Raw genomic sequence first — 12,576 nt, forward strand, 5'->3', positions numbered from 1 at the left:
GCCCCTGCCCCCCCCCCCCCCCCGCCGGCCGGGTGGGCGCGACGACGACGTTCTGGTTCGGGCTGGGCCGGACGTTGGCCGTGGGGCGGATGGCGATCGCCAGCGAGACGACCAGCGCCACCACACCGATGACGAAGACGCCCGCCACGATGCTTCCCACCAGCCGGAAGGAGCGGCGCTCGGGATAGCCCGCGTCGACGAGCGCGGTGGCGCCGGTGTGCGCGCCGGTGTAGAGGTCGTCGACGTCGTCGGGGACGGCGCTGTAGGCGAGCGCGTCCCTGCCCAAGGTTCCCGGGGTGTCGAAGTAGCCCGGCGCGATCGCGAACGGGTTGATGGCGCCGGTGCCCGGGTCTTGGGCGTAGGCCAGCGCCGCGGTCGACGAGGAGAACAGCGGTGCGTGCGCCGAGGCCAGCGCCGCGCCTCGGGCCAGCGCGGTTTCGGGCTCCTCGGGAGCCGACAGCGGCAGCGAGGTCGCCGCCTCGAGCGCGGGCTTGATCAGCGGGATGTCGATACCGGAGCCGACGACGAACACGCCGTCCGGACGGGTCTCCATCGTCTCGGCGTGCGAAACCATCGTGGCCAGCTGGGCCACCGCGGCCTCGTCGTCGGCCGGCAGGGGCTGCCGGCGGACGTCGGCGATCGACCCGTCGGCGCTGTTGACGACCGCGAGAGTCGCGGTTTCGGGCTCGATGTAGAGCAGCGCCGTTTGCGCATAGTTGGTCTGGCTGCCGACCGCTTGGGCCAGGGCGGCCGCGGCCAGGAAGGACGAGACCAACATCACGTTCTCGACCTTGTGGGCGGCCAGCGCATCGCGCAGCGCGGCGGCCTCGATCGGGTCGGTGAAGGTGACCCCTGTCGAGGCCAGTTGGTAGCCGCCCTCGGCCGCGCCCTGACGCGTGCCCAGGATCGCGGAGACTACCTGGTCGGCCGCGCTGAGCGTTGCGGCGTCATCTTCGGGCGGAACGTCGAAGTTGTCTTCGTCGACGGTGGCGCCTTCGCCATTCTGGCCTTCGACCAGCACCATGCGGACGGCCGTCGGCGCCATTGACACCCCAAGTACGGTGTCCAAAGCTCCTCCAAGGTTCGATTGCGAGTCCTGATGTGAGGACGTGGCCGCCGCACCCCGCGAAAACGCCAGAGGTCACTGAGTCCCCACCATGTGTTCCCCTAGTCCCACGATTTTACGCGCTCGCGCGCCTTTCGGCTGGGGCTGGGACGCGGCTACGGGATCGGTAGGCCGTGTCCCAGGTGTCGATGGAGCCAGTCGTCCCACTGATCGCCATGGGAGGGGCCGGAACCCGGTTGCGGAGGGACCGGCGCGGCGGGCGGCGAAGGCGGGGCGGACTCCGGCGGCGGGATTGCCGCTGGCGGCGGGGGCGCCTGGCTGGCCGGGCCGACGACGTTTTGGGTGATATCGGGGCGCTGCGGCGCGTGCGGCCGGATGTCGACGGCCAGCGCCACCGCGAGGGCCACGACGCCGCCGACGAATATCAGCGTCACCGCGGCGACGGCCAGCACCGGTTTGCGGCTGCGGCGCTCGCCCGGGTGGGCGGCTGACCCGCGGTCGGTCGCGGTCGCCCGCGACTTCCCGGTAGTCGACTCGGCGCTGTAGGCCAGCTCGCGCCCGTCTGGCGAGGGATCCCCCGCGTAGGGCATTGCGATCGTCGACGGCGCGCCCAACTGCGCGTTGGCCGCCGCCAGTGACGCGCCGCGCGCCAGCGCCATCTCGGGTTCCTCGGGCGTGGTCACCGATAGCGTCGTCACCGCTTCGAGCGCCGGCTTGATGTACGGGATGTCGACGTCCGAGCCCACCAGGAACAACCCGTCCGGGCGGGTCCCCATCGATTCGGCACCCGAGACCATCGCGGTCAGCTTCGCCAGCGCCGCCTCGTCGCTGTCGGGCAGCGGATGCCGGCGCACATCGGCCACCGACCCGTCGGCGGTGTCGACGACGGCCAGCGTCGCGGTGCTGGGCTCGACCAGCAGCAGCGCGGTACGCGCGCAATTGGTCGCGCTGCCCGCCGCCTGAGCCAGCGCCGCCGCGGCCATGACCGTCGGCACCAGCGTGACGTTCTCGATCTTGCGGGCCGCCAACGCATTTCGCAGCGCGGCCGCCTCGGCCGCGTCGCTCCAGGTCACTCCGCTCGATTTCAGCTGATAACCGCCCTGGGCCGCGCTCTCTCGCGTGCCGAGAATCGCGGCGACAACGCGGTCCGCCGCCGCGACCGCGGTCGTCTGATCGGTGAGGTGGAAGTCGTCCTGGTCGACGGTCACCCCACCGGCAGCCTCGCCTTCGACGAGCACCATACGGACCGCCTCAGGCGCCATGGACACGCCAAGTACGACGTCCACCGCTCCTCCAAATCAATTGCCGTGCCCGTGCGACGACACCTGCGTTGCCGGGCTTAGTTATTTCGAGAATCGGCCGGATGACTTTGCAGCTCGGCCGCGCCACCCCCAAGCCGCCACCCTAGCGCGCGAAGATGGGTGCGCCCGGGCCTCGCGAGTGGGCTACTTGTGTCCCCCGCCGCCACCGCCGCTGTGGCCACCGCCACCGCCGCCGAAGCCGCCACTGCTGTGGCCGCCGCCACCACCAAGGCCGCCGCCTCCACCAAGGCCGCCGCCGCCACTGTGGCCACCGCCGAAGCCGCCACCACCGGGAGCACCGATACCACCGCCGGGTCCGCCGACGACGGGTCCGCCGCCATGGCCGCCCCCGAATAGGCCACCAGGCCCGGAGGGTGCACCGCCGCCCGAACCCGGGGTCGGAACGTGTCCGCCGCCCAGTCCGCCCGACCCGCCGGCCGGGGGCGAAACGTGCCCGCCACCGAGGCCACCGTCACTGGGGGGCGGAACGTGCCCGCCGCCGAGGCCACCGGGGCCCGAACCGGGGGGTGCCACATGCCCACCGCTGGATCCGCCCTCGCCCGAGCCGGGCGGCGGCACATGCCCACCAGTCGAACCGCCCGTACTCGAACCGGGCGGGGGCACATGCCCACCAGTCGATCCGCCCGGGCCCGAGCCGGGCGGCGGAACATGCCCACCAGTCGAACCGCCGGAGCCCTCGGGCACCGGTGATGTGCCTTGCCCAGGAGGCGTCTGGTGAGGCGGCGACTGCGGAGGCGGAACATGCACCGGCGGCTGCGGCAGCACCGGCTGTGGGGGCGACACGTGCGGCGGAGCCTGGATGACCGGCGGGCTTATTACGACTGGGTTGGGCACGCGGAGCGGCGGCACGATAACCGGCACCAGCGGCGGAATCACGACGGGGACCGGCGCCGGAGCGGGGGCCGCGGGCACGGGAGGCGCCGCGGGCAGCGGTGGCGCGGCGGGCGGCGGCGCGGCCGGCAGCGGCGCGGCAAACTGCGGAGTCATCGGCTTGGGCGCCGCCACGGGCTCCGGCGGGCTCATCTTCTGCGCCGGGGCCGACGCCTCAGCGGGCGCCGGCGGCTCCTGCGTCGGGACGATGAGGTGTTGGCCGGGCGTGGGCTGCAAAGCGACGGTGCCGGTCGTGCGGATGCCGATCGCCAACGCGATCTCGAGGGCCAACACCGCGCTGATGCCGGCGACCGCCAACCCGCTGCCGATCAGCAGGGCCGGCCTGCGCCGCGGTTGGCTTCCTTCGGGCATGAACAGTTTTTCGATGACGACGGTCGGCGAGTCAGCGTCCTCGTCCGGCACCGCGCTGTAGGCGAGCTCGTCGTCCCCGGCCTCCGGCCCGAATGGCGCGTAGAGGTATTCGGGCAGCGAGTGCTGGTCGACGGCACCGGTGCCGGGGTCCTGCGCGTAGGCCAGCGCGGCGGTCGACGAGGCGAACAGCGGTGCGTTGGCCGACGCCAGGGCGGCGCCGCGGGCCAGCGCCGTCTCCGGCTCCTCCGGCACGCTCACCGCCAGGGAGGTCGCCGTCTGCAGCGCCGGCTTCAGCGGGCCGATGTCCACGCCGGAGCCCACCACCAGCACGCCGTCCGGCGCCGCTTCCAGCTTCTCCAGGCCGGCGATCATGCCGCCGAGTTGCGCGGCTGCCTGGTCATACGACTCGGCGTAGAGCGGTTGCTTGTAGACGTCGGGGATGGACCCGTCGGAGGTCTCGACGACCGCCAGCGTCGCAGTGTCGGGCTCCACGAACATCACCGCAGTTCGCTCGTAACCCATTGCCCCGCCGACATTTTGGGCCAACGCAGTCGCGGCCAGGAAGGCCGATACCAGCATGACGTGCTCGACGCGGTGGGCGGCCAGCGCGTCGTGCAATGTCGCCGCTTCGAGCTGGTCGGTCCACGTCACGCCGATGGACGACACCTCGAGGCCGGCTTCGGCCGCGCCCTCACGGGTGCCCAGGATGGCGGCGAGCACCTGATCCGGCGCGCTCGCGGTGGCCGCTTCGTCGGCGGCGGCGACGTCGAAAACGTCTTCTTCCACGGTGGCACCGTCGGCGTATTCGCCTTCGAGGACAACCATTTGGATTGATGCCGGTGCCATCGACACCCCGAGCACGATATCCAATACAACCCCTCCAAAGGTATTGCGAGACGAACCATGGTCAGGCGGAGGAAAAAACCACGGCTATCTAAGTATCGCGCAGAAAGCAGGCGCGGGAGCGCCTCAGAACCTATGTAGTCCTTATGAAGTTCTGATAGGAGCGCGACGGCGTGGGTCCTCGCTGGCCCTGGTACTTCGAACCTACATGCGAACTGCCGTAAGGGTGTTCGGCCGGACTGGTCAACCGCAGGATGCACAGCTGACCGATCTTCATACCGGGCCACAACGTGATCGGCAGGTTGGCGACGTTGGACAGCTCCAGGGTGATGTGACCGCTGAAGCCGGGATCGATGAAACCCGCGGTCGAGTGCGTCAGCAGGCCCAGCCGGCCCAGCGACGACTTGCCTTCCAACCGCCCCGCGAGGTCCTCGGGCAGGGTGAACAACTCCAGCGTGGAGCCGAGCACGAACTCCCCCGGGTGCAGCACGAACGGCTCGCCCTCCACGGGTTCGACCAACGTCGTCAGCTCGTCCTGCTGCTTGGCGGGATCGATGTGGGTGTACCGGGTGTTGTTGAACACCCGGAACATGCAGTCCAGGCGGACGTCAATGCTGGACGGCTGCACCAAGGTGTCGTCGTAGGGGTCGATGCCCAACCGGCCGGCGGTGATTTCGGCCCTGAGGTCACGATCGGAGAGCAGCACGCGACGAGCCTATCCGCTGCTTGCCGTCGGTCGTTCAGTCGGCGAGGTACATCTCCCCGCCCTTGGGATATCCGCCGCCCGTGGTCGTGACGTGGACGTGGTCATAGTGACCGAGCCTGCTGGGTTGCGCGCCGCCGGGCGTGTAATAGACGCCGCGCCAGATCGCGTCCTGGATCCCGAAGCGGCGCGCGTTCTTCATCACGTACGCGACGATCTCGTTGCCCAGCGCGATGCCCTCGGTGCTCTGCGGGTTGGGGATCATCACATCCAGGGCCAGACCGAGCGGATGCCAGGGCAGCGGATCGGGCCGCACGCCGCCGATCTCGTGGATCTCGGGGAACGCCGCGCTGATGCTGCGGGAGACCTGGATCGTTCTCACCTGCAGGCCCTGTTCCGGGGCGAGCCCGGCGGGCAGGAAGCGCGATCTCGTGTGGTACCTCGACGCCGCGACGGGCTCGGCCATGCCGTCGCCGCGCGACACATCCGACGCGAGCACAATCGCAGTCGGCTTCGCCGCCACGATTTCTAAGCAACACGGACCGGTGTCGCCAATAACGGGGACGGGGTCGTGCCGAGGGACGAATGGGCCGCCATCTCCCGCCGCCGCGAAGAACGCTGCGGCAGGGGCCAGCAGCCCTGCCAGCAGCAGCGGTGATTTACGCCGCTTCTTGGCTAATCGGTGCCGACCCACCCAAGGCACATTACGACAAGATCACGAAAGAATAAACATCGGTTCTGGAATTTGCGGGTCAGCGGCCATTCCCCCGTCCTGCGCATTTGTGGCAGGCCTGGACGGCGCCGGGTGGGCCGCACGCCGACGGACTACTCGCCCAACGGATCTGCCTCCGGATGCTAGCCTTCGTTGTCGACAGCGCCGATGTAGTTCAATGGCAGAACATCAGCTTCCCAAGCTGAATACGCGGGTTCGATTCCCGTCATCGGCTCCACATCTACCAGGGCATAACCGCCTTGTCGCCCACGCTCGCGGGCCGGTGGTCCCCTAACGGTCCCCTGTAAGGCGTGCGAACCGCGCGTGCCACAATCGTCGCACCCATGAAGAACTATCCGAACCAAGCAAGTAACTTCGCCCGCGTTCGCGGAACGCTGGAAGTTATTCGGCAGGTCAACGAAGCTGGCCAGAACCCGCTGGACGACGGCGTGCTTGGTCTTGAGGCCGCTCGGCGAGGTGTCTACGAGTTTCGCGGATTGCCCTTCGCACAAATATCGCAGGAGCAACTTGAGCAGCGGCTACAGGAAGAGACAGCCAAGCCGGCGAGCAATCAAGGGACACGGACGTTCGCGCGCGAGCTGCGCCGCACTCTTCGCAACATGGGTTGGATCGACGGTGACTGTGAGCTGACCGATGCCGGTGAAGCGTTGCTCGCCACTGCCCCGGCAAGCCTAGAAGAGCGGGCGCTGCTCGCCGAGGGGCTCCTGAGGATTGCTGTCACTGATCAGAATGACCACACGTCCCATCCGGTGTACGTATTGCTAGAGCTATTGTCAGTCGGTCCGAGCCAATACCGCAGAGGGTTGGAACTAGCTCTCGAAGCACGGGACGACTCGCAAGCAGAAATCGACCGCGTGAAGGCTCTCTACAAGCTCTCCCCGGACGATCGTCAACAAGCGCTCGGGATTAGCGAACATCAGCGCAACAATGCCGTCAAGATTTTCCCGACTCTTGCCAAGACAGCCGGGCTTGTCGTGGAGGACGGGCACGGCGTGTTCAGCTTGTCTCCGGACGGTTGGTCTGTGCTCGGAATGCCGATTGGCCAAGTGCCCGAAGCCATCCTGACGCGCGCGAAAGTCACATACACCGAAGGGAAACAAGTCACCACGGCAACTGTCGCCACCAAGGTGCCGGATAAACCGCCGAAGTTCCTGTCAGAAGATGAACAGAAGAAGGCCGCCGACCGCCTCCAAGAACGCACCGTCAACCACCAGAAGCTGGTGAGGGATTTCAGCCACCTCATAGGCGATGACGTCGGGAGCCTCTACGAAGATCCGTTCAGCTACGACCTGTTATGGGTGCCGTCTGAAGCTGAGGGGTCACCGTGCTTCCTCTTCGAGATGAAGACGATTCATAACGACGCTGACTTCCAAGCGCGTTTGGCGTTGGGGCAGCTTGCGTACTACGCCTACTTCAGGGTGTCGGTAAAGTGGCCGACCCACACGGTGGTGCGTTGCGCAGTGTTTGACGCCGACATCGGCCCGCACCTAGCGACCTTCCTTGAGAAGGAGCAGGTCGGCGCCATTGCGCTTACCGCGTCAGGTGCTATTCCTCTGAATGAACTCGGGCAGTCACTTCTGGTGAAACTGCCGCAATATCAAGGCGTTTGAGCGCTAAGTCGATGTATTGCTGCTTCAATTCGCAGCCCCAGTAGTCCCGGCCGTTTCGTGCTGCACTGACACACTCCGTGCCGCTGCCAGCGAACGGTACAACGACTAACTCGCCCTCGTTACTGAAGTGACGCACTATGCGGTCGCTCAACGCTAACGGCTTCTGGGTCGGGTGATCGACGCGTTCTTGTTCAAAACGCTTGCCCGCGAGCGTCGGAAACTTCCAGACGTCTCCCGCCATACGGCCTTCAGGATTCGGAGTCCAAACCTTACCGTTCTTGGTAATCTTGTTCTTCAGCCGCTCGGTGCTCTTGTACGGCTCGCGGACAGGGTGGTACGTGAACGTGTCCGACTTCGAGAACCATAAGATCGGTTCGTAATGGGTAGCCAACGTCTTTCGGCTTCGGCTCCAACCATTTTCGTAGTGCCAAATAATCTGGCGTCGATACTTCATCCCCATGTCGTACAGAAGGCACTGGACGTAACACTGGTAGTGGTGAATTCCGTAGACGAAGATCTGTCCATCGGCCGACAGGACGCGGAGGCACTCCTTGAGCCAAGCTTCACACCAGGGAAGCCACTCAGTTGAGCGGTTCCACTCCTTCTCAATGCCGAAGGCCGGTCCAATGTTGTATGGAGGATCGGCAATGACGAGACTCGCAACGGCGTCCGGTAGCGCCCGTAACGATTCGACGCAATCACCCTGAACGATGACGTTCCTGTTCATAGCTTCCGCAGCACGACGATGTTCTGGTGGTGGACGTTCGGGACATACGCATAGGGATAGCCGTAGGGGAACACCCGCTTATGTCTCTGATAGAGAACGTTCATCGCCTGCAACGTGAGGCCCCGCTCTTCGAGCGCGCGCGCGATGTCGGCATGGAAAAGGTAGTACCGGCTCTTGTGCCGAAAGTCGCCGACGACCAGAACCATGTACCCCTTATGCTTCAGCGCCCTCGCGCAGTCCGACAGCGACACTGCCAGCTCCTCAATGAAGCCTTCATAATCGGTGATGTTCGCAAGGTCTCGCGGGTCGTCGCCGTAGTTGACTGAAAGCCCCGAATCAAGCCGCTCCGACTTCACTTTGTGATCAGGCTTCTTATTCAGGATGCCCCAGTAAGGCGGACTCGTGACAATCAAGTCGATCGACTCATCTTCGAGCTTATTCACCAATATGCGGGTGTCGCCCTCCCAGATCGTTTGCGCTGTTGATTCGAGAGCTTCTGCCGGCACCTCTGTTTCGAGCCGTTGCCGCGTGAGCGCAGCGAAGTGCGCATACAACTCGAAGCCGATCCCGTTCCGACCCGTGAGCGCGCACGCCTTGAGCGTTGACCCCACTCCCACGAAGGGATCGAGAACCGTGGCGCCCGCCTTGGTGAGCATGTTGATGATCCGGCTCACGTCGGTGTAGGAGAAGGGCGCGGGGTGCTGTCGCTCTATTGCCGCGTCCGCATGCCCCGCGCCGAGCCCTCGTTGGGTCCATACGCTGACGCTTTCGCTCAGCCACTCCTTTGCGGTCAGGTCGTTCAGCTTGTTGGTGCGGGAACTCTTGTCAGCGGGAGAATCATCCTGCTTATCGGTCGACTTCGCCATTCGTTCCCTCTCCCTAACCGTGCTGCTCAGAGTATTGCGTAACTATCCGACGACTGGCTGCACCGTTCACCGGCGCGCCTTGGCTATTGCTATGACGTTCCCGGAGCTTATGCGGTTCCCCAAGGCTCCGAGCGCGGCCATGTTGCCCGTGTGGTCGTCCGTGTTGATCAGGTGCGCGTAGACGGTCAGGGTCGTCTTGACGTCCCGGTGGCCCATTAGCTCCGCGATGTCGATGGGCCGGATGCCCGCCGCGAGGCACAAGCTCGCGTACGTGTGGCGCAGGGAGTGGAACGACTGGTCAAGGGACAGCTTCGCAGTCGGGGTAAGCCTGTTGGCACGTAACACCGCCGGTCGGTAGACCGCTTTGTACCAAGCGCCGTGCCGTAGCGGTTGCGTCCAGTCGAGCACCAGCCGCTTCTTGGCATCCTCCACGGTGAGGTCGGCCAGGGCTTCGGCCTGGCGTCGCGCGCGGGCCTTCGCCGCGCTGCCCGGTGTGGGTTCGTCGGCACCCGTAGTGGCCGCTTCTGGCTCGGCGGGCGTCGCCCGCACTCCGGTGGGCCGGGGCCGGGTCAGCACCATAGCGGGCCACAGCGGGGCGTCGGGTTCGTCCCGGCGCGAGTGCTCGGCGAGGTACGCGCGCAGCATGTCGGTCGTCTCGGCGGTCAACGGCACCCGGCGGTAGCTCTGCTTGGTCTTGAGCGGGCCGTACTCGACTACCGAACCGTAGGGCCGGGCGGCTTGCTCGACCCGCAGCACACCCGGCTTCACCGGCGCGTTCGGGTTCAGGGGGACGTCGGGCAACACGACGTTGCCCACGGTCAGGCCGCCGAGTTCCGCCGCGCGTAGACCTGCCCATGCCGCAACGTGCACCAGGACGTTGTATGGCCAAGGTGTCGCGTCGACGAGTGCCGAGACCTGCACCGGCGTAAGGAACATCGCCCGGTCCGCGATTTCGCCTACCTTGCCGCCCTTCGTGCCGGTTTCCTTCGGCAGCTTGACGTAGTCGGCGGGGTTCTTCGCCAGCCGGCCATCGACAACCGCCTGCTCCAAGACCATCCGCACCGTCCAGAACGCGTGCCGCACCGTGGACGGCTTCTTTCCTGCCGCCGTGAGCCGGTTCACCCACTCCTGCATGTACTCGCGGGTGATCTTGTTCAACGGGTAGCCGCCGAACACCGCGTCAATGCCGAGCGTCTTGCCGTCGCCGCGCCGCGTGGCGGCTGGGGCGAGGGCATAGCGGTGGTTGTAGGCGTCGTTGCGGGTGTCGGCCTTGCGCGACTCAAGCCAGATTGCCGCCGCGTCGCGGAACAGCATCTTGCCCTTGCCGGGGTCGAAGTCCATGCCCGTCAACGACGCTGCATCGGCCTTCGATGCGAATGCCTTCGCCTCCTTGCGGGTGCGGAAACCACCCTTTGTGCGCTGGGCGCCGTCCGGGGTGTACCAGCGCACAATGTATGTTGTTGTACCACTGGCGCGTACGCGCTTTTGAATACTTGCCATTGGTCAGTCCTGTTCTCGTACTGAGGGCTTTGTGGTTGCGGTGCCGACTTCGGCCGACTTCAGCTCGTCGGCGAAGTAGTAGGCCGTTTGGTGCGGGCCTGGCGGGTAGTCGCCGCGCTCAGCGCGGAACAGCACGACGTGCACCATGTCGCCACCGTCGTCTAGGAACGTCCGCTCCACTGTGCCGACGCGGCCGGTGTAAGGGTCGTTCGGGAGCACGACGCGGACCTCGTGCCCGTTGTTGTAGTAGCCCCACTCGCTGCGCGAGCTGTACACGACGCCGTCCCGCCCATCGGCCAGCCGCCGTGCCGGGCTCATGCCACCGCCCCGTTCATATTGGCGCGGTGCAGAATTCGCGCGACGGTGGCCGCGCACCACTGCCCGCCGCGCTTCGTCGGGTGGCCTTCGGCCGTCAGCACACGCGCAATCCTGCGGGTAGACGCGCCCTGCCCCGCGAGCTCTTTCATGCGACCCAAGGCCCGCTGCTCGGCGGGCACTGGTACGAGCTTGCCCTTGACGCTGCGGTAGCCGTAGGGCAGCGCACCGTGCGCGTGGCCGCCGCGAGCGGCCTTGGCTTGCCGTCCTGCTGCGAGCCGGTCCACGGTCATCTCTCGGTCGTACTCGCTGATCGCCCCGCAGATGACACGGATCAATTTGCGCGATGGGTCTTTCGACGCACCATTGAGTAGCTCATCCTCGCTCTCGCGGGTGGACAAGACGATGCCCCCGAGATCAGATAGCCTGCGTAACAACAGTTCCTGTACCATGACGTCACGGGCGAGCCGGTCGAGCCGCGCGACGACCACGCCCTCGGCCTCGCCGCTCTTAACCAAGGCGGCTGCTTCGCACCAGCCTGCGCGGTCGCGTAACTCTGACGCGCCGCTGATGACGTCGGTCTGCCACGACACGAGCTTGTGACCGTTGACCTTGGCCCACTTCCGTATGGCGGCGCGCTGTACTTCCGGCCCGTATGCCTCGGCCTGGTGCGCCGACGACACCCTCACGTACGCGACTACTCGCATACTTCTCCCTTCCACAAGCCGCTGACCAGCGGCGTAGCTGAATACGGGGATAAAGCTACGCCAACTGCTACAAAGCTCGGTACAAACTTCGCTACCGCGCACGTCTTCCACGTGCGGCCCGCGCTGCGCGGTTGGCCCGCGCCACGTCGGCGGTCGCGTCCTCTAGGGGAACGAGCGCGCGGCTAGGTGGCCGGCTCGGCGTTGCGGGGGTGTCGGCGGGTTCGTCGCCCCGGTCGTCGGCGTCGGCACGGTCCCTGGTGGAGCTAGCGTGCGGCGCGGTGTGGTCGTCGGGCTCGGGGACTAGCTCGGCGTCCACGACCTCCAAGGCGGGTTCGACCGGGGCGGGCGGTTCCTTCGGTGGTAGCCCGCGCCGACGTAGCCAATCCTCACGGCTGGTGCGGACGACGGACAGCGTGAGTTCTTCCCACGGCTCGGGTTCCTTCGCCGACAGCTCCACGGACTGTTTGGCGCTGAGGCCAGCGCGGTCGAGCGCGTCTCTTACGGCGGCGAGCTTTACGGCTTCAGACTCTGCGCCAGCGGCGATTCCGAGTAGCTCGCGGGCCATCCGGTCGGCGGCGAGCGCGAGCCGTTCGCGGGCTTTGGCGACGACTTGCGGCGCAGCACCACCGTGAACCCGGCACACGTTCGCCCCGCGAGCGGCGTACCGCATACACGGGTCGCCGTTGTGTTTGTGCGCGGTGCACCGGCGCGGGTGGTCCAGTCGGGATTTATGGGTCTTGGCATTCATTGGTAACTCCCTGTCTCTGTTTGCAATTCATCGTTCGCCCGGTCGCGTGCAATCAATCGGCCACGGTTCGCGTCTCGGGTTTCGTCGTGGCCGAGTGGGATGACCACGGCGCGAACGCTTCTGGGGCTGCCACGCGTAGGGCGGTTCGACCGGGGTGAAGACGTTCACCTTTGCGCCCCTTCGGCCAAGGCGGG

Annotated in this window: 12 protein-coding genes and 1 tRNA gene; 2 read left to right on the forward strand and 11 right to left on the reverse strand. The window is 66.6% G+C overall.

The genetic code is table 11. The features are described from left to right. From A5773_RS10785 to A5773_RS10805, 5 genes are all read right to left on the reverse strand, one after another. Positions 1 to 1,045 (reverse strand): hypothetical protein (locus A5773_RS10785; RefSeq protein WP_232001832.1); only part of this gene is annotated, 1,045 nt, incomplete at its 3' end. A 176-nt stretch (positions 1,046 to 1,221) separates the two neighbouring features. Further along, positions 1,222 to 2,352, reverse strand: a complete 1,131-nt coding sequence (locus tag A5773_RS10790) for a hypothetical protein (protein ID WP_067790857.1) — start codon at positions 2,350 to 2,352, stop codon at positions 1,222 to 1,224. Positions 2,353 to 2,511: 159 nt separating this feature from the next. Further along, positions 2,512 to 4,476, reverse strand: a complete 1,965-nt coding sequence (locus tag A5773_RS10795; protein WP_304441404.1) for a hypothetical protein — start codon at positions 4,474 to 4,476, stop codon at positions 2,512 to 2,514. Between the two features lie 130 nt (positions 4,477 to 4,606). Then, positions 4,607 to 5,179 (reverse strand): dCTP deaminase, encoded by a 573-nt coding sequence (gene dcd / locus A5773_RS10800; RefSeq protein WP_066947550.1) that lies wholly within the window; start codon positions 5,177 to 5,179, stop codon positions 4,607 to 4,609. 34 nt (positions 5,180 to 5,213) lie between these two features. Further along, the gene (locus A5773_RS10805; protein ID WP_197505735.1) at positions 5,214 to 5,870 is read right to left on the reverse strand and encodes a hypothetical protein; all 657 of its coding nucleotides are present in this window, start codon (positions 5,868 to 5,870) and stop codon (positions 5,214 to 5,216) included. A 182-nt stretch (positions 5,871 to 6,052) separates the two neighbouring features. Between A5773_RS10805 and A5773_RS10810 the strand changes: the two genes are divergently transcribed. Both A5773_RS10810 and A5773_RS10815 read left to right on the forward strand, forming a co-directional pair. Continuing rightward, positions 6,053 to 6,126: transfer RNA gene (locus tag A5773_RS10810), tRNA-Gly, on the forward strand. Between the two features lie 106 nt (positions 6,127 to 6,232). After that, entirely contained in the window at positions 6,233 to 7,519 is a 1,287-nt protein-coding gene (locus A5773_RS10815) for a hypothetical protein (RefSeq protein WP_067790861.1), read from the forward strand. On the opposite strand, the gene A5773_RS25525 is transcribed toward A5773_RS10815, so the two are convergent. From A5773_RS25525 to A5773_RS10840, 6 genes are all read right to left on the reverse strand, one after another. Continuing rightward, the gene (locus A5773_RS25525; RefSeq protein WP_082948179.1) at positions 7,455 to 8,246 is read right to left on the reverse strand and encodes a site-specific DNA-methyltransferase; all 792 of its coding nucleotides are present in this window, start codon (positions 8,244 to 8,246) and stop codon (positions 7,455 to 7,457) included. The genes A5773_RS10815 and A5773_RS25525 overlap by 65 nt on opposite strands. Then, positions 8,243 to 9,112 carry a TRM11 family methyltransferase gene (locus A5773_RS10820; RefSeq protein WP_067790863.1) on the reverse strand — a complete coding sequence of 290 codons (870 nt, stop codon included), beginning with the start codon at positions 9,110 to 9,112 and terminating at the stop codon, positions 8,243 to 8,245. The genes A5773_RS25525 and A5773_RS10820 overlap by 4 nt, the downstream gene beginning before the upstream one ends. A 66-nt stretch (positions 9,113 to 9,178) precedes the next feature. Continuing rightward, entirely contained in the window at positions 9,179 to 10,561 is a 1,383-nt protein-coding gene (locus A5773_RS26270; protein ID WP_369817344.1) for a tyrosine-type recombinase/integrase, read from the reverse strand. 54 nt (positions 10,562 to 10,615) lie between these two features. After that, entirely contained in the window at positions 10,616 to 10,930 is a 315-nt protein-coding gene (locus tag A5773_RS10830; RefSeq protein WP_067790867.1) for a hypothetical protein, read from the reverse strand. Next, the gene (locus A5773_RS10835; RefSeq protein ID WP_067790869.1) at positions 10,927 to 11,634 is read right to left on the reverse strand and encodes a recombinase family protein; all 708 of its coding nucleotides are present in this window, start codon (positions 11,632 to 11,634) and stop codon (positions 10,927 to 10,929) included. Before A5773_RS10835 ends, A5773_RS10830 begins: the two co-directional genes overlap by 4 nt. 91 nt (positions 11,635 to 11,725) lie before the next feature. Beyond that, positions 11,726 to 12,382 (reverse strand): hypothetical protein, encoded by a 657-nt coding sequence (locus tag A5773_RS10840; RefSeq protein WP_067790871.1) that lies wholly within the window; start codon positions 12,380 to 12,382, stop codon positions 11,726 to 11,728. Positions 12,383 to 12,576: the final 194 nt, after the last annotated feature.

It is taken from the genome of Mycobacterium sp. 852014-52450_SCH5900713, from assembly GCF_001667075.1.
GTDB lineage: Bacteria > Actinomycetota > Actinomycetes > Mycobacteriales > Mycobacteriaceae > Mycobacterium.

What these genes read in the sequence shown, in the direction of transcription:
- A5773_RS10795 (WP_304441404.1), bottom strand. Translation starts at nt 4,476, where the DNA reads ATGGCACCGGCATCAATCCAAATGGTTGTCCTCGAAGGCGAATACGCC.
- A5773_RS10815 (WP_067790861.1), top strand. Translation starts at nt 6,233, where the DNA reads ATGAAGAACTATCCGAACCAAGCAAGTAACTTCGCCCGCGTTCGCGGA.
- A5773_RS25525 (WP_082948179.1), bottom strand. Translation starts at nt 8,246, where the DNA reads ATGAACAGGAACGTCATCGTTCAGGGTGATTGCGTCGAATCGTTACGG.
- A5773_RS10820 (WP_067790863.1), bottom strand. Translation starts at nt 9,112, where the DNA reads ATGGCGAAGTCGACCGATAAGCAGGATGATTCTCCCGCTGACAAGAGT.
- A5773_RS10830 (WP_067790867.1), bottom strand. Translation starts at nt 10,930, where the DNA reads ATGAGCCCGGCACGGCGGCTGGCCGATGGGCGGGACGGCGTCGTGTAC.
- A5773_RS10835 (WP_067790869.1), bottom strand. Translation starts at nt 11,634, where the DNA reads ATGCGAGTAGTCGCGTACGTGAGGGTGTCGTCGGCGCACCAGGCCGAG.
- A5773_RS10840 (WP_067790871.1), bottom strand. Translation starts at nt 12,382, where the DNA reads ATGAATGCCAAGACCCATAAATCCCGACTGGACCACCCGCGCCGGTGC.